The 16,487-nt window shown below is 41.5% G+C and carries 12 protein-coding genes and 1 pseudogene; 11 read left to right on the forward strand and 2 right to left on the reverse strand.

Going from position 1 to position 16,487, the window contains the following annotated elements; all coding sequences use genetic code 11:
- Window positions 1-147 precede the first annotated feature (147 nt).
- The 3 genes from L0Z67_RS19495 (at window position 148) to L0Z67_RS19505 (ending at window position 4,138) form a co-directional block, all read left to right on the forward strand.
- The gene (locus tag L0Z67_RS19495) at window positions 148-1,107 is read left to right on the forward strand and encodes a porin (RefSeq protein ID WP_237115615.1); all 960 of its coding nucleotides are present in this window, start codon (window positions 148-150) and stop codon (window positions 1,105-1,107) included.
- 56 nt (window positions 1,108-1,163) lie between these two features.
- The gene (locus L0Z67_RS19500; protein WP_062568173.1) at window positions 1,164-2,594 is read left to right on the forward strand and encodes an SLC13 family permease; all 1,431 of its coding nucleotides are present in this window, start codon (window positions 1,164-1,166) and stop codon (window positions 2,592-2,594) included.
- Window positions 2,595-2,740: 146 nt separating this feature from the next.
- Window positions 2,741-4,138, forward strand: coding sequence for a coniferyl aldehyde dehydrogenase (locus L0Z67_RS19505; RefSeq protein ID WP_392353852.1), 1,398 nt, complete (start codon window positions 2,741-2,743; stop codon window positions 4,136-4,138).
- A gap of 16 nt (window positions 4,139-4,154) precedes the next feature.
- Here the strand turns inward: L0Z67_RS19505 and L0Z67_RS19510 are convergent, their stop codons facing one another.
- Complete coding sequence (locus tag L0Z67_RS19510) at window positions 4,155-4,880, reverse strand: tetratricopeptide repeat protein (protein WP_392353284.1); 726 nt, start codon at window positions 4,878-4,880, stop codon at window positions 4,155-4,157.
- A 523-nt stretch (window positions 4,881-5,403) separates the two neighbouring features.
- Here L0Z67_RS19510 and L0Z67_RS19515 point away from each other — a divergent pair.
- Together L0Z67_RS19515 and L0Z67_RS19520 are read left to right on the forward strand one after the other, a co-directional pair.
- Window positions 5,404-6,249, forward strand: coding sequence for a DUF6279 family lipoprotein (locus L0Z67_RS19515; protein ID WP_392353286.1), 846 nt, complete (start codon window positions 5,404-5,406; stop codon window positions 6,247-6,249).
- A 220-nt stretch (window positions 6,250-6,469) separates the two neighbouring features.
- On the forward strand, window positions 6,470-7,525 hold the full coding sequence (locus L0Z67_RS19520) for a GGDEF domain-containing protein (protein ID WP_237115614.1): 1,056 nt from the start codon (window positions 6,470-6,472) through the stop codon (window positions 7,523-7,525).
- A gap of 4 nt (window positions 7,526-7,529) precedes the next feature.
- Here L0Z67_RS19520 and L0Z67_RS19525 read toward each other — a convergent pair whose 3' ends face one another.
- Window positions 7,530-8,480 (reverse strand): LysR family transcriptional regulator, encoded by a 951-nt coding sequence (locus tag L0Z67_RS19525; protein WP_392353287.1) that lies wholly within the window; start codon window positions 8,478-8,480, stop codon window positions 7,530-7,532.
- A gap of 118 nt (window positions 8,481-8,598) precedes the next feature.
- On the opposite strand from L0Z67_RS19525, the gene L0Z67_RS19530 reads away from it, so the two are divergent.
- The 6 genes and pseudogenes from L0Z67_RS19530 to L0Z67_RS19555 all read left to right on the forward strand — a co-directional run bounded on the left by L0Z67_RS19530 (window position 8,599) and on the right by L0Z67_RS19555 (window position 16,444).
- Window positions 8,599-9,765 carry an efflux RND transporter periplasmic adaptor subunit gene (locus L0Z67_RS19530; RefSeq protein ID WP_237115612.1) on the forward strand — a complete coding sequence of 389 codons (1,167 nt, stop codon included), beginning with the start codon at window positions 8,599-8,601 and terminating at the stop codon, window positions 9,763-9,765.
- Window positions 9,766-9,771: 6 nt separating this feature from the next.
- The gene (locus tag L0Z67_RS19535; RefSeq protein ID WP_062567956.1) at window positions 9,772-12,918 is read left to right on the forward strand and encodes an efflux RND transporter permease subunit; all 3,147 of its coding nucleotides are present in this window, start codon (window positions 9,772-9,774) and stop codon (window positions 12,916-12,918) included.
- Entirely contained in the window at window positions 12,911-14,317 is a 1,407-nt protein-coding gene (locus L0Z67_RS19540) for a TolC family protein (protein WP_392353290.1), read from the forward strand. The genes L0Z67_RS19535 and L0Z67_RS19540 overlap by 8 nt, the downstream gene beginning before the upstream one ends.
- Window positions 14,318-14,330: 13 nt before the next feature.
- Window positions 14,331-15,352 (forward strand): annotated as a pseudogene (locus L0Z67_RS19545) (zinc-binding dehydrogenase).
- 26 nt (window positions 15,353-15,378) lie between these two features.
- On the forward strand, window positions 15,379-15,753 hold the full coding sequence (locus tag L0Z67_RS19550; protein WP_405128753.1) for a thiol-disulfide oxidoreductase DCC family protein: 375 nt from the start codon (window positions 15,379-15,381) through the stop codon (window positions 15,751-15,753).
- Between the two features lie 58 nt (window positions 15,754-15,811).
- Window positions 15,812-16,444: a lysoplasmalogenase gene (locus L0Z67_RS19555; protein WP_392353294.1), complete on the forward strand. Its 633-nt coding sequence runs from the start codon at window positions 15,812-15,814 to the stop codon at window positions 16,442-16,444.
- The last annotated feature ends 43 nt before the right edge of the window (window positions 16,445-16,487 follow it).

The following is a 16,487-nucleotide window of genomic DNA, read 5'->3' on the forward strand; positions in this document are numbered from 1 at the left end:
GAAACCGCACGTTTTTCGCCTTTTAAATTGATTAAATAGTGACACTGCACTGTTATAAAAGGTATTTAATTTAATAATTTGAGTTGGCAACCAATTTGCCTCTGTTGTTAGGAACAACAATTTGAACCTAATAACAGGGGGCACATAATGACAACAATATTAACTCAAACAAAAACACACCTTGCGGCGGGTGTAGCAATAGCCTGTTTTGCCAGCTCAGCATTTGCTGCTGATTATGCAATATACGGTAAAGCGGAAGTCCAAATAGCAAACACTGATACTGGTGTTATGCGATACGTCGATGAAGGTACTCAAATTGAAGCACCATTTTCTCGAATTGGTATTAAAGGTAGTCATAAACTAACAGAATCCCTGAAAGCCGTTTTCAAATATGAAGTACAAGTGAAGGGTTTTGAGCATGATGATACTGACGAACCATTTTCAGCGCGTAATACCTACTTAGGTCTTGCAGGTAATTTTGGTGAAGTGGTTGTTGGTCGTAATGATACTCGTTTTAAATACTCAGAAGGTAAAATAGACGGTTTTAACGAAACCCAAGCAGATATCGCACAGCTCATTCCAGGTCAAGATCGTATTGGCGACACAATTACCTACAGTTCTAAGACCTATGGTGGTGCATCTTTAGCACTTACTTATGCACCTAAAGATGATAGCAGTAATGATGAGGCTGGTTTTGCTGCAACTATTATTTATGGTGACCGTGCATTAAAATCAAAAACATACTATGTTGCTATAAGCCATGTTGATGCGTTAAATAAATTAACGGCAAGTCGAGTTGTTGCAACGTGGAAGTATGACAATTTGCAACTGGGCGGCTTATTTCAACGCAGTGAATCTACCGATGGCATAAAAGAAGGGAATGGTTATGCACTCAGTGCTAGTTACACCATTGATAAGTGGGTACCAAAGCTTCAATACGTGAAAGATGACTCTAAAATCCGTCATGCAGAAGAGGGCAAGCAATGGACAGCGGGACTTGACTACGTATTTGATAAACAAACTACTGCTTACTTATTTTACACTGATTTAGATCTTGAACTTGAATCAGACAACAGTATTGCGCTTGGTCTTAAATACAAGTTCTAGGAGTTAGTATGTCATTAGTTAATCAAACAAAAGATGGTACACAGCCACGCCCATTAATGAGCACAGTAATGTTATTACTAGGCCCATTGGTGATGCTGTTAACGTGCTTTATTGAGCCACCTGCTGGTATGAGTGTACCAGCTTTAAGAACGGCAGGCCTTGCTTTTTGGATGGCTTCTTGGTGGGTGAGTGAGGTTGTGCCAATTCCCGCAACATCTTTATTGCCTCTTGTTATATCTCCTCTTGCTGATATTGCTGCAATCAAAGGCGTCGCAGCACCTTATGCACACCCTTTGATCTTTTTATTCTTAGGCGGCTTTTTGATCTCAATCGCGATGGAGCGTTGGGGTCTACATAAGCGTATTGCACTTAACACTATGCTTCGTGCAGGGACTAAGCCAAGTCTACAAATTTTAGCCATGATGTTAGTAACGGCTTTCTTATCAATGTGGATGTCTAATACAGCGACAGCAGTGATGATGTTACCGATTGCGATGTCGATTACTATGTTGGTTAAGCAGTCAAACCCAGAAAATGACCAATTTGGTAAAGCATTATTATTATCCATCGCTTATGGTGCAAGTATTGGTGGTATTGCAACACTTATTGGTACCCCGCCAAATGCATTAATGGCTGCCTATTTGTCAGACAGCTACAAGATAGATATTGGCTTTGCCGAGTGGATGAAAGTCGGTGTACCCCTTGCGACCATTATGCTTATTTTATGCTGGGTGTGGTTGACTAAATTTGCCTATAAAGTAGATACACAATGTGCAAAAGCGGCCAGTAAGGACACTAAATCACTCTTTTTGTCTCAGCTTCAAGAGCTGGGAGCAATGCAGCGTGCAGAGAAGGGCGTTGCCCTGGTATTTGCTTTAGCAGCTATTTGCTGGATCTTCAGACCTTTGATCGCTGATTACTCAGGATTAAATGTATCAGACACTGGGATTGCTATTGCAGCTGCGCTGCTGTTATTCGTACTACCTGCTAATAAAGGCGACGGTGAGCGTATCCTTGATTGGGAGAGTGCAGCGAAAGTACCGTGGGGTGTTTTATTACTGTTCGGTGGTGGTTTAACATTGGCGGCACAAATAAAGTCATCAGGCTTAGCTGAATACATAGCGCATATGATTGAAGGTGCTAGTGCTATACCTCTGGTACTGAGCGTATTAGCTGTAACCGCGTTAATTACTTTCTTAACAGAGATTACCAGCAATACGGCCACAGCTGCGGGCTTCTTGCCACTGTTAGGCCCGGTTGCTGAATCAGTATTTGGTACGCCACTTGTTTGGGTTATTCCAGCGGCAATTGCGTGTAGTTGTGCGTTTATGATGCCTGTAGCAACGCCACCAAATGCCATTGTGTTTGGCTCTGGGCAAATTCAAATGCGTGACATGATCCGCTCTGGTTTTGCACTGAATATTATCGCCATCGCGATGATCACCATAGTGACAATGACCCTTGTAGCTGCTGTTTTCGGTTTCTAATCCGTCAGGGTTTAAACCAACCATCCAACCAATCAACAGCACCCAACTGGGTGCTGTTTTTCAACGTGTAATATTGCCCACAGAATTATAGAAGGTTATAGTCTGAACTTAATCTTTTAAGGGGTTCAATTTTGACGAATACTCAAATGGGGTTGATTAATCAATTCGAGCAGTTGAATAACGCTTTTTTATCTCAACCTTTCCTGCCAATACAAACACGTATAAACCTCTTAAAAACGATTAAAAAGAGGTTGATTGAGAATGAGCAACAGCTTGTTGCTGCTGCGAGTAAAGACTTTGGCTATCGAACAAGTTTTGATACTGTGCTTGGAGATCTGCTACCAACAGTCAAAGCGATTTCTGACACCATAAAGCGTTTACCCAAGTGGACACGTAACGAATCTCGCTCTGTTGGGATCAGCTTATGGCCTTCACATGCCCACATCCAATATCAACCTAAAGGGGTTGTGGGTGTTATAGCGCCTTGGAATTACCCTATTCAGTTATCCCTTGTGCCCGTTATTAGCGCTTTAGCGGCTGGTAATCGGGTTATGCTAAAACTCAGCGAGTTTACCCCTCATACCAATGCGCAGTTAACAGAAATATTCAAAGATGAGCTTGCAAACCATTGTGTTGTCATCGAAGGGGGCCCTGACATTGCCGCCGCATTTAGTGACATACCGTTTGCACATCTGCTGTTCACGGGGTCAACCTCGGTTGGTCGTAAAGTGATGCAATCGGCAAGTCAGCACTTAACCCCTGTGACCCTTGAACTAGGAGGTAAATCTCCCGTTGTTGTGCTTGATGATGTGAATATTAAAGCCGTTGCTCGCACATTATTATTTGGTAAACTTAATAATGCAGGTCAAATATGTGTTGCACCTGATTATGTATTTGTTCCAAAAAACCTAGAGCACCAACTTATTCAGCAGCTTTGTGAGCTTTATAAACAACATTATCAGCAAGGTGTTGAAGGAAAAAACCTAACCTCGATAATCTCTAGCGCACATTATGAACGTCTATCTAGCTATGTAGAAGACGCACAGTTAAAAGGCGCACAGTTGTTTACAGCTTATGAAGAGAATACCGCTGACGAACTCAAGCATCGAATGGGTTTGCATATTCTCACTCAAGTAAGTGATGATATGAAAGTCATGCAAGAGGAAATTTTCGGACCGATATTACCAATTATGAGCTATGACTCACTCAGCCAAGTAACCACTTATATTAATAGTCGTCCGCATCCACTTGCTTTGTATATTTTTGGTCATGACTCGACTGTAATTTCTGATCTTAGTGTGGTAATTCGAAGTGGCACACTTGCGATTAATGATGTTTTGATGCAGGTAACAGCGGATCAACTACCGTTCGGCGGTATTGGTGAGTCTGGAATGGGGCATTATCATGGCATAGAGGGGTTTAAGACTTTTAGCCACGCTCGTAATACACTGGTGTCAGGGAAGTTTAATCCGCGTACATCAATGCTTTTAAAACAAAATAAATTATTAATTAAGCTATTAAAATGGATGTACTTGCGCCAGTAGACGCAAGTACCTGACACTACAGGCGGCCATCAGGCGCATAAAGACCTGCCTGAATTTTAGCGTAAATAGCATCAGCCTTTTCTTTAGCTGCTTCAATCTCTGCCGGCATCATGTTTCGCTCGTCTAGTTTACGACTATGACTTGCATCCATATTGCCGTTGTATTCAGCAATTGTATTCCAAATATATGATTTTTCTAGGTTCTTAGGGACGCCTAAGCCATCATAATACATCAATGCCATATTAAACTGCGCCAACGAAAAGTTATTTGCGGCCGCTTTTTGATACCAACTCATGGCAGTACGGTAATCTTGTAATACACCTTCGCCATTCGCGTACATCACACCTAAATTGTACTGTGCTGCGGGGTGATTTTTTTGTGCCGCCATTTCAAAAAGTGAAATTGCTTTTTCTTTATCGAGCTTTACACCTTTGCCTTCTTGGTAGAGTACGCCAAGGGCAAACATAGAATCAGCATGAATTTTCTTAACCGCTTTTTGATACAACTCTGCGGCCTTATAGTAGTCACGTCTAACACCAAAACCACCTTCATATAACTTACCAAGTTCATACATAGCAGGGGCATAACCTCTATCAGCCATGTAATTATACGTTTGAAGAGCCTCTTCAAATCGCCCCTCGTTCGCAGCTAACTGGGCGTCTTCGAAACTAGCACTTGTTGCTAAAGGTGAAATAATGAGAGCACTACAAAGTATGAGTGATTTTAAATTAGGCTTGAACATAGTCGGCCTCCAAATGAGTTTAAATATCAACTTTTATTGATAATTGCATTGCCATCGTAGTAAAGGGCGAAACATCACTTTTAGTTTAGACCTAACCACCTCAATTGCCTAATTTAACAGCAATGGCAAGCTTTAAAAATTCTAAGTAGGCCTAAGATACAGATTTTACAGAAAAATTAAAGAAATAAAAAAAGCCCATTGCGGGCTTTTTCGTGTCATATCTACCGTCACCGATATGAGCAATGTAGCAAGTAAAGTGTAACGTTTTATGTCGATGCTTGGGTCGAGGAAGCAACTTACAATCAAGTGTTACAGCTTGAACAAACTTGGCGAGTCAATACCAATCCTTTATAGACATTGATTTTGCTGAGAGAACTTCGAAGTGAGCCAAGTTGTTACTTAGATTTAAGTGTTCGTCAATAGTTAAATGACAATTAATTTCATTTAGACTGAGTGAATAATATTTACACAGCTCGTTAACTTGCTAAAGTGCTAATTAAGAACAAAGTTTAGAAAAAGCCCTATGAAAAATTTATTAAAAAATCTCATTATCTTATGTTTGGTTATGGGCACGTTAGGTTGCTCCCCAAGCTTCACATATAACAATCTTGGTTGGTTATCAGGTTTTTGGATTGATGATTATGTTGACCTAAACTCCGAGCAGTCAGACAAGTTTAAGCAAATAGTTAAAACTAGTCGAGATTGGCACAGGGAAACTCAGTTGCCTTTATACAAAAAAGATTTAGAGAGTTTAAAGGCGATGCTTGATGTTGATGTTAATCAACAACAGTTAAAAAAGCATTTCCTGCAAGCTAAACAACATTGGCAAACGTTAGTCGAAAAGCTTAAACCTGATCTGATCAATTTAGCAAACTCGCTGTCGATAGAACAGCGCACTGAATTTGTTGCTGCTATCCAAGCATCCATTGACGATGAGTACGAAGAATATCAAAAGAAAACACCTGCTGAACATAAAAAGAAACGTTTAGAGGAGGAGCTTGAAAATTATAAAGAATGGCTCGGAACACTGTCCAATGAACAAAAAGAGCTAATTGAAACAGCGACCAACGATCGAATTGAAACCTCGTTACTCTGGTTTGAGTATAAGCAAACACGTTTGGATGCACTAAAAAAACTCTTTACAGCAGAGAGTAAACCAGAAGATTTTGACCAAGCCCTAGCGGTGATAATTAATAACCGTAGCCTGTATATGAGTGAAGCGCTAATTAAGGCTGATGATGAAAACCTTAATAATTATGTGAAGCTGCTTGTTGCATTAAAGGCCACTCTCACAGCGAAGCAACGACGTAACATTGATGAAGAGTTTGATGAGTTAATTGAAGAAGTGAGCGATTTAATTGATGATTAAACCTTCATTGCATCCAGTTAAAGTAGTTTAGTGTTTACTGGCAAACCTATTTTGTGAGCTGATGCAACAAGGAATGCCATAAATATTTGCTAAGCTATTCGGTTGCTCTTTTTCATAATCATCACTCTTTATTGACTAGTTGATGGTATAGATTATTGCAATAAATAAAAATGTTCCGAAAATACTGGTTTCGCGTTAAAATTAGCCAATCACACAGTTTATGAGATTAATAATGGATATTGGCGCATTGCGTGGCACCCAAGCTTTACGAAATAACGTTCTTAAATGGATGGGATTTTGTTTGGGCATTCTTGCAAGCATTTTCGCCTTTTTTAATCTATTTATGAACCACTTTTACTTTCTTGGTATTTTAGAAGTTGGTTTTGCGGTATTTTGTTTTCACACCTACCTTTACACGCGTAAACGTACAGCCCATTTATGGCAATCACTTAGCTTGTGTGTGTTCCTAACAATCCTAGTTACACTGGGTACTTACCTTAGTAATATTAAAAGCTTGTTGTTCATTTGGACATGCTCATTGCCAATTTTATTTTACTTGTTGCTAGGTAAACAATATGGCGTTGTATTTTCGCTCATAGTAGCAGTGGTTCAAGCATTTATTCTCGGTACAAAGCAAAGCTTAGCGCCTTTACATACGGTTAATTTTCTACTTAATTTTTCGTTTACTTACATTAGTATTTGGGCTGTTTCTCATACGTTTGAAAATAGTCGGGCGGAGTACGGAAAACGACTGGAAAATCTAGCACTTTTAGACCCACTCACAGGGGCTGGTAACCGCTTAGCAATGACTCACTACTTTGAAGTGGACTTGGCTAATAAGCCTGGTACATATGTATTAATGATCGATATCGATTATTTTAAAAAAATAAACGATCAGTTTGGCCATGGAGTCGGTGACCGTGTGTTAATTAATGTTACGGCCTTTTTTGCTGAGCGAATCAATAAAAACGTTATCTTCCGTATTGGTGGAGAAGAGTTTGCTATATTCCTTCCCCACACCGATCCACAAAGCGCGTATGAGTTTGCGGACATGCTTAGAGAGAATTTATCGACAACTATCCACACTATTGATGAGCAAGCGATAAACCTAACAATTAGTATTGGTGTTGCTTGTTATATGCCAAACCAAACACTTAAAAACTTTATAAAACGTGCAGACGATGCACTGTATCAGGCAAAAAAGCAGGGGCGAAACAGGGTTGTAACGGCCTATGAGTTAAATCAGCAAGCCCCTAAGTGTGATAAAGCGAGTTAAGATTCTACGTACTGCCTTTGTACATGCTATCAAACTCTGGAATATTCGCTTCCCAGATAGGGATATCTTTACCGATGAATTCACGCATCGCATCAAAGAATAGCCGCGTTCTTACTGGCAAATCCCTGTGCGGGTAAACCGCGTATACAGCGCTGTAATCGAGTAATTCCATATCGGTTAAAATAGGCACTAAATCACCACGTTTTACTTCATCGTTAAGAATAAATGCAGGTGCAAGCACATAAGCATTACCTGAGATGGCTTTCATTAAAAGTACTTCGGCATCGTTAGCGCGAAAGACACTTTTGATGTTTTGCTCAACAATATCACCATTGACATCGCGATAGCGAATACCGCTAACGCGTTTACTTGGACTTGAATAGCTGGCAGCTGGCAGCTCTTTTAAATCCTCAACATGCTTTGGCATGCCGTAAGTTTCAATAAACTCAGGTGAGGCTAGCAGTAACATCCGGTTGCGGGCAATTTTCCGAGCTATAAATGATGAGTCTTTTGGCTCTCCCACACGAAAAGCCAAATCATAGCCTTCAGATACTAAATCAATCAGTCTATCGTCTAAACGAAGTTCAACTTCAACTTGCGGGAAGCGTTTTTGAAAGTCATTAATTACGGGCTGAATATACCGTTTGCCGATAATACTTGATGAGGTAATTTTTAATGTACCACGGGGTTCTTGGTGGTAATTCTCAGCAAGTCTGACGGTATCAGATAATAAATCTCTGAGTTCAGCTGCTTTTTTTACCATTTCAGCACCAGCGGCAGTCAACGAAAAAGAACGTGTTGTTCGATTGAGTAAGCGCACACCTAATTCATCTTCAAGACGGCTAATTTGTTTTGATATGACCGAACGGTCTATATTCCTAGACTCTGCGGCTTTTGCAAATGAGCCTCGTTCAATCACTTCAAGCAACATAAGTAAGCGGCTGGTGGTGTCCATAGCAGTTCCTTAAATTTCATTGGTGCCATTCTGGCATTAATGAATTTAAAAATCTATCATTTTTATCCGCTAATTAGTTCCGTAACATTGCCTCCAATCTATTAACAGGAGAGTCGTGATGAACAAATCTATTCTTGCAGTGGCGGTGACCATTGCGAGCTTAACGCTTGCAGGGTGCGGTACAGAAGCCAACCAAGCAGCGCAGCAACCCCATTTACAACCTATTGACGTAGCAAAAGTGCTTGTTAAACCAGTACAAAATTGGCACACCTATACTACGCGTTTAGAAGCGCCACAAGAAGTTGCACTTATGCCGCGTGTTTCGGGTGTTATCGATAAAATTAATTTTAAAGAAGGCGACAGCGTAAAAGAAGGGGATTTACTATTTACCCTTGATGCACGTCCTTTTGCAGCAGTGGTTGATAGCCTAAAAGCACAAATCGAAAGTGCTAAGGCTGCATTGGAGCAAGCTAAAAGCGAAGCTAAACGCGCAGAGCGTTTAACCGAGCGTAAAGCTATTTCAACTGAGCAAGCTGAGTCTCGTAAATCAACACTCAGACAACGCGAAGCGCAGCTACTAGCACTACAGGCCGAGCTTACAGCCGCTGAACTTGATTTAGAGTTTACCCAAGTACGTTCGCCAATTGATGGTGTGGTATCACGTGCCAATATAACTAAAGGTAACAACGTGCTTGCAGGTCAAAGCGTGTTAACAAGCATTGTATCAAACCAGCAAATGTATGCTTATTTTGATATTGATGAGCGCACTTGGAACCAGTCATTTGCTGATGTGACAGCGCAAAGTGAACAAGCGGTTGTGATGCAAAAGGTGGGTGAGTCTCGCTTTAACTTTAACGGCAAAATCAACTTCATTGATAACCAAATCAACCAAACTACCGGGACCCTTCGCGTGCGTGCTGTGTTTGCAAACGATGAGCATCAACTTCGCGCGGGGTCATTCGCTCGCATTAAGCTTGCAGCCAATAAGGTGAGTGAAAAAGTTATCGTGCCAGAGCGATCAATTGGCACAGATTTAAAAAATCGCTTTGTACTCACTGTGGGTGAGGGCAATGTTCTTGAATATAAATTAGTGACGGTAGGTGAGCGTTACGGCAGCTTACGAGCAATTACATCGGGTCTAAACGAAAACGATGTGATTGCTGTGAATGGCCCTGCGCGTGTTGGTCCTGGTATGCCAATTTCACCAAACACAGTAACCATTAATAGCGATGGTATTGCGTTCACTCTTTCAAATAATCATTCAGATTTGGTTGCTAAACAGTAGGGCAAAATGAAATTTTCACACTTTTTTATCCAGCGACCCATCTTTGCAGCGATGCTGTCGCTTATTTTTCTTATCGCAGGGGCAATCTCGTTATTTCAATTGCCGGTGAGTGAGTATCCAGAGGTGGTGCCGCCAACAGTTGTTGTAACGGCAAGTTACCCAGGTGCAAACCCGACGGTGATAGCTGAAACGGTGGCAACGCCGCTTGAGCAAGAAATCAATGGTACAGAAAACATGTTGTATATGTTTTCGCAAGCAACCAGTGATGGCCGTATGACGTTAACGGTAACCTTTGCGTTAGGCACTGATTTAGACCGTGCGCAAGTACAAGTGCAAAACCGTGTTAACAGTGCGCTACCACGCTTACCACAAGAAGTTCAGCGTTTAGGTGTTGTAGCAGAAAAATCATCACCAGATTTAACCATGGTGGTGCATTTATATTCACCAGAAAAGACCCATGATACGACTTACTTAGCCAATTATGCTGACCTGTATATCAAAGACCAAATAGCGCGTCTTCCTGGGGTGGGGGATGTACGCATGTTTGGTGGTGGTCAATACTCAATGCGGGTATGGCTAAATCCAGATGCGCTATCGGCACGTGATTTAACAGCAATGGATGTGGTAAATGCATTACGCGCGCAAAACCAACAGGTTGCTGCGGGTAGCTTAGGTGCACAACCTACGTCGAAAAGTAATCAATTTCAAATTCTGATGAATGTTAAAGGGCGCTTGAGCTCACAAGAAGAATTTGAAAATGTGATCATCAAAGTGGGTGAGCAAGGTCAGCTTACACGCCTAAGTGATGTTGCACGCCTTGAGTTAGGCCAAGATACGTATGCACTAAGAGCAATGCTAGATGGTCAACCAGCCTTGGCTATGCCTGTATTTCAACGCCCTGGTTCTAATGCGATTGAGCTTTCGGATCAAGTACGTGAAACCATGAAAGAGCTATCAAAAGACTTTCCGGCAGGTGTTGAATACGACATAGTTTATGATCCAACTATTTTCGTGCGTGGCTCTATTGATGCTGTTATCAAAACACTACTTGAAGCAATCGCGTTAGTAGTTATCGTTGTGGTGGTGTTTTTACAAACATGGCGTGCATCGGTTATCCCGCTTATTGCAGTACCCGTATCTTTGATTGGTACGTTTGCTGTTATGCAATGGCTTGGCGTTTCAATCAATACTTTATCGTTATTCGGCTTGGTGCTTGCCATTGGTATTGTTGTTGATGATGCCATTGTTGTAGTTGAAAACGTTGAACGTAATATCGAGCAAGGTTTATCACCACTTGAAGCAACCCGTGTCGCCATGACAGAAGTAACTGGGCCAATTATCGCTATTGCCTTAGTGCTGTGTGCTGTATTTATTCCGACGGCTTTCATTACGGGGTTATCTGGTCAATTTTATAAGCAATTTGCGTTAACTATTACAATTTCGACGGTTATCTCAGCGTTTAACTCGTTAACACTATCGCCTGCGTTATCGGCGTTATTATTAAAAGGCCATGATGCAAAACCAGACCGCTTAACTAAGTTATTAAATCGCGTATTTGGCAACTGGCTATTTAAACCGTTTAACCGCTTGTTTGATAAAGGCGCAAATGGCTACGAAAAGCTGGTGCAAAAACTGATTCGTATGAGTGTGATTGTACTCGTTGCTTATGTTGCCCTTGTGGGTGGCACAGTTAAATTATTTGATGCTGTACCGGGTGGCTTTATTCCACAGCAAGATAAACAATATTTAGTGGCTGTTGCACAGTTACCTGATGCGGCAAGCTTAGATAGAACCCAAGAAGTTGTGCAAGAAATGGAAAAAATTGCATTACAAGTACCGGGTGTTGCAAACACAGTATCGTTTCCTGGTTTATCGGTGAATGGTTTCACTAATAGTCCTAATAGCGGCATTGTATTTACTCCGCTTGCCCCTTTTGAAGAGCGTCAAGATCCGAGTATGTCGGCAATGGCGATTGCGGCGCAGTTAAATCAAAAGTTTGCGACTATTGATGAAGCGTTTGTTGCGGTATTTCCGCCACCGCCAATTCAAGGTTTAGGTACAACAGGTGGCTTTAAACTGCAAATTGAAGACCGTGCTAACAAAGGTTTTGAAGCACTCTTTAATAGCTTACAAGCAACCATTGCTAAAGCGCAGCAAGATCCTGCATTAATGGGGCTTTACTCAAGCTTTAGAATTCAAGTGCCACAAATGGATATAGACATTGACCGTGAGCAAGCGCTGATTCAAGGCATTCCACTTGATGAAGTATTTAATGCCTTACAAGTGTACTTAGGTTCGATGTATGTGAATGACTTCAACTTGTTTGGTCGTACTTATCAGGTTAATGCACAAGCTGATGCTGATTATCGCCAAGATCCTGAGCAAATTTTGAATCTTAAAGTACGTAACCGCATGGGTGAGATGGTGCCACTTGGTTCTGTATTAACGGTCACGCCAACAACAGGACCAGATCGTGTAATGCACTATAACGGTTACCCTACAGCTGAACTAAATGGTAGCCCAGCGCCAGGTTATAGCTCTGACCAAGCACAGCATGCGATTGAAGCAATTCTTGCAGAAACATTACCTAATGGTATTGAGTTTGAGTGGACAGAAGTAACCTATCAGCAAATATTAGCGGGTAATACCATGGTGTATGTTTTCCCACTCGTTGTATTGCTCGTGTTCATGGTACTTGCTGCGCAATACGAGAGCTTAAGACTACCACTGGCGATTATTTTGATTGTGCCTATGACTATTTTCTCGGCCTTGTTAGGTGTGTGGCTTGTAGGTGATGACAACAACATCTTTACGCAAATTGCATTAATTGTACTCGTTGCACTAGCAAGTAAAAATGCCATCTTAATGGTTGAGTTTGCACGAGATCAGCATAAAACGGGAATGCCTCACCTTGAAGCCATTATTAAAGCGTGTCGCTTACGACTTCGTCCAATTTTAATGACGTCAATTGCTTTTACAGCAGGTGTTGTACCCCTTGTTTTAGCCACAGGCGCAGGTGCTGAGATGCGTCATGCTATGGGTAACGCGGTGTTCTCAGGCATGATTGGTGTCACTGTGTTTGGCTTATTATTCACCCCGGTGTTTTATATGTTAGTAACGAAAAAATCGCAGAAGGAGCAAGATGATGCATAAGCCTCTTCATGCAATCTTTAAACAAGGCAAAGTTTTAAGTGCAATACTGTTAGCTGGCGTATTAGCTGGGTGCGCTCAAAGCGTCGATATGCAAGAGCAGCAAGTGAGCCTGACACAATTTGTAAGCGATACACAAATTGGTGAACAAAACCAAGGTGCGAGCGAAAATAACTGGTGGCGTCGTTTAGATTCAGCACAGTTAAACAATTTAGTGACTGATGCATTAGCAATGAATCACGATTTAAAAACCAGTCAACTTCAACTGGATGCAGCCATTGCCCGTTTAGGTGCAGCCCGTGCGGATTATTATCCGCAGGGCAGCCTAAGCGTGGGCGCAGAGCGGAGCAGTTTAGATGGCGCAATTACGCGCCAATCAAACGCAGGGGTAAACGTAAACTGGCAGCTTGATTTGTTTGGCCGAATTACCGCGTTAGTCGATGCTGCCAATGCGGGGGCACTTAACCAAGCAGAGCAGCTCAGAGCATTACAGGTTGAAGTGGTTTCAGCCGTAGTGCAAGGCTATGTAAGCTATCAAGGTAATGTGCAAAAGCAAGCTATTATTGAGATGCAAATCGAAGCGCTCGAGCAAAGTATTGATGTGCTCAAAGCCCGAGTAGAAGAGGGGGTTGCGAATGAGCTTGATCTTAACCGTACTCTTGCTCAGTTAAAGCAGCAACAAGCCCTTATTCCTGAGCTTAGTTATTTGCAATATCGCGACTTGGCAACCCTTGCGGTACTGACAGGGCGACTCGCAAGTGACATATCATTGATAGAAGAGCCTGAGTTATTAAGCCACGAATTTAGTGTGTCGTTTAATAAAGCCAGTGAAGCAATGGCACTGAGACCCGATATCACCAGTGCCTTGTATCAGTTTAGTCAGGCTTATTCACTGAGTGTTGCAGCTTCCAAAGCGTTACTGCCCGATATTAGTCTGGCAGGGTTTGCAGGCGTAGTGAGTTTAACTAGCAATGGCTTAGAAAATACCGTGCAACAATGGCAAGTGACGCCAAAAGTTGAATGGTCATTGCTGAGTTATCCTGCATTATTAGCTCAACGTGATGCGCAGCAATTTTTAAGTGAAGCGGCTTATAGTGATTACCAAAGTAAAGTGTTAAAAGCGATAAGCGACAGTGAACTTACGCTGCAAAGGTTAGTCAAACAAAGTGAGCAGTTAAACTTCGCTGACGAGCGTTTTAATTATGCGAATAAAGCATTTGGTCAAGCACAAGCAATGTACGAAGAAGGGCAAATTCCTTACTTAGAGTTGTTAGATGCTCGACAGGATGTTTTAATAGCGCAAGAAAATGCTGTTGATTCAACCATTGCTTCATTGCAGGCCAAAGTGAGCGCTTATCAAGCGTTTAATGGTCGCTGGAGCTTTGAACTAAACAACCTTTAACTCAGAGTATTAAATGTCACATATTCAAAAAAACACAGATCTTCCTTCAACAATGCGCGCATTAGCACTGCTTGAGCCTAATGACGCTATCGCGTTATCGGAGTTATCTGTGCCAGTCCCTTGCCCTGAAGGCAACGAGCTTTTGATCAAAGTTGAATATGTGGGCTTAAACCATGGGGATGCTAACTTTGCAAAGCAGGGGTTTTGCAAGTGGAGTTATCCCCATATACTTGGTCATGATGCTGTGGGTGTTGTGATTCATGCCAATAAAGGTGTGTTTCCTGGCGTAGGCGCACGTGTTGTGTGGCACGCTAGCCTTGGCGACCAAGGTGTATTATCTGAATACACAACAGTGCCAAACTATGCAGTGTCGGTTGTGCCAGATAACGTCTCACCGTGCGATGCCGCAACCTTACCGTGTTCAGGTATGACGGCATTAATTGCCCTTGATAAGTTGCAGCTAAGCGAAGGGGATTCACTGTTTATTGATGCAGGCGCAGGGGGGTAGGTCAGTTTGCTATTCAATTTGCTAAGCAACGTGGGGCAACTGTATTTACCACTGCCAGCAAACACAATCATAAGTTACTTAAGCAACTAGGTGCTGATGTGGTGTTTGATTACAAAGACCCAAAACTTGAAGATAAGATTCGTCGTGAGCTTGGCCCCCAAGGTTTTGATGCCGTGCTTGACTGTATTGGTGGTGATACCACCATTCGTAACGTTGAGTTAATGCGTTTTTGTGGCCACATTGCGTGTTTAAATGAACTACCTAAATTTGAACAAGAGCTCATGTTCAGGCGTGCACCTAACATTGGCATTGTGTCTTTAGGCGGTGCGTGGCTTGCAAATAGCTTATGTGCTCAGCAAAGGCTGAGTTTTATGGGTAATTTATTACTTGATAATGCAGCTAGAGGCGAGATCAAATTGCCGCAAATTCATGCTGTAGATTTTACCGCTGAAGCTGTTTCAACTGCATTAAATAAACAACTTGCTGGTGGCTTAACTGGCAAACAAGTTGTACAAGTAAGCGGTTAGGTTTGCCAACGAGTAACCCAATTATCTTGTTTGATGGTCAGTGCAACCTGTGCCATTTTTGTGTGCGCTTTATTCTTCGCTTTGATAAGCAAATAACCTTTAAGTTATGCCCCATGCAAAGTGATAAAGGTGAACGTTTATTAAAGGCGCATCAAGTTGACGATCCACTTTCCTCAATGTTAGTGATTGATAAAAACCAGCTATATAAACAAAGTGATGCAGTGTTATTTATTGCCACTAAATTAGGCTTTCCATTCTCTGTAGCTAAAGTGCTTTATTTAATCCCAAAAAGCTTGCGTGATCGTTTTTATGATTGGGTTGGTCGTAACCGGTACCGATTTTTTGGAAAGCAAACACAGTGCAGATTACTGACAGAAAAACAAAAACAGCATTTTCTATAAACTTTTTATTTAAAGCTTGCTATTGTCGTTATTGGGAACGAACAACAATAACAAAAAAATGAACATTCTCTATTTACTCTTAGCAACGTTTTACATCGCTCTATTGATGTTACAACCTGCGCTTCCACAAGCTATTACTGCGCTATTAAAAGCAATGCCAATACTCTTTTTAATTGTGATGGTAGTTAAATATCGAGGGCAATTTCAAAGTCGTACTGTTATTACTTTATTATTAGCTCTTAGCTTTTCCGCATTAGGGGATGTACTGCTAGCCCTTGATACAGGACAGCTTTTTATAGGCGGTTTAGCTGCATTCTTTGTTAGTCACTTATTTTACATCATCACAATGCTACCCGTTAAAAAGTACCGCATTGATGTGTTGCTGCTTTATTTATTTTTAGCGATAGGGGTATTTTGCTTATTGTATCCCACTTTAAATGAAATGCTTATCCCTGTGGTTTTCTATACGATTGTTTTGATGATAATGGCAAGCCTTACTTGGATGACAGATAAATCGAACGGCTTCTTAGTATTAGGTGGGGCGGTTTTTGTTATATCTGACTCAATACTGGCTTTGAATCGTTTTTATATGCCCTTTTCTTACGCTGATATCGTAATTATGTGTAGTTATTATTTAGCACAATTCTGTTTAGTGAAAGGTTTTTTACAAGCTACAGACAAAAGCAAGTAAGCCTTGTGGCTGTGCTAGCTTAGCCGTGATAAAATACGCGCGT

It is taken from the genome of Pseudoalteromonas sp. PB2-1 (assembly GCF_045040605.1).
Lineage (GTDB): Bacteria > Pseudomonadota > Gammaproteobacteria > Enterobacterales > Alteromonadaceae > Pseudoalteromonas > Pseudoalteromonas arabiensis.

Excerpts from the sequence above, each read along its gene's own strand:
- L0Z67_RS19495 (WP_237115615.1), top strand. The coding sequence starts at position 148 with ATGACAACAATATTAACTCAAACAAAAACACACCTTGCGGCGGGTGTA.
- L0Z67_RS19500 (WP_062568173.1), top strand. The coding sequence starts at position 1,164 with ATGAGCACAGTAATGTTATTACTAGGCCCATTGGTGATGCTGTTAACG.
- L0Z67_RS19505 (WP_392353852.1), top strand. The coding sequence starts at position 2,741 with ATGGGGTTGATTAATCAATTCGAGCAGTTGAATAACGCTTTTTTATCT.
- L0Z67_RS19510 (WP_392353284.1), bottom strand. The coding sequence starts at position 4,880 with ATGTTCAAGCCTAATTTAAAATCACTCATACTTTGTAGTGCTCTCATT.
- L0Z67_RS19515 (WP_392353286.1), top strand. The coding sequence starts at position 5,404 with ATGAAAAATTTATTAAAAAATCTCATTATCTTATGTTTGGTTATGGGC.
- L0Z67_RS19520 (WP_237115614.1), top strand. The coding sequence starts at position 6,470 with ATGAGATTAATAATGGATATTGGCGCATTGCGTGGCACCCAAGCTTTA.
- L0Z67_RS19525 (WP_392353287.1), bottom strand. The coding sequence starts at position 8,480 with ATGGACACCACCAGCCGCTTACTTATGTTGCTTGAAGTGATTGAACGA.
- L0Z67_RS19530 (WP_237115612.1), top strand. The coding sequence starts at position 8,599 with ATGAACAAATCTATTCTTGCAGTGGCGGTGACCATTGCGAGCTTAACG.
- L0Z67_RS19535 (WP_062567956.1), top strand. The coding sequence starts at position 9,772 with ATGAAATTTTCACACTTTTTTATCCAGCGACCCATCTTTGCAGCGATG.
- L0Z67_RS19540 (WP_392353290.1), top strand. The coding sequence starts at position 12,911 with ATGCATAAGCCTCTTCATGCAATCTTTAAACAAGGCAAAGTTTTAAGT.
- L0Z67_RS19555 (WP_392353294.1), top strand. The coding sequence starts at position 15,812 with ATGAACATTCTCTATTTACTCTTAGCAACGTTTTACATCGCTCTATTG.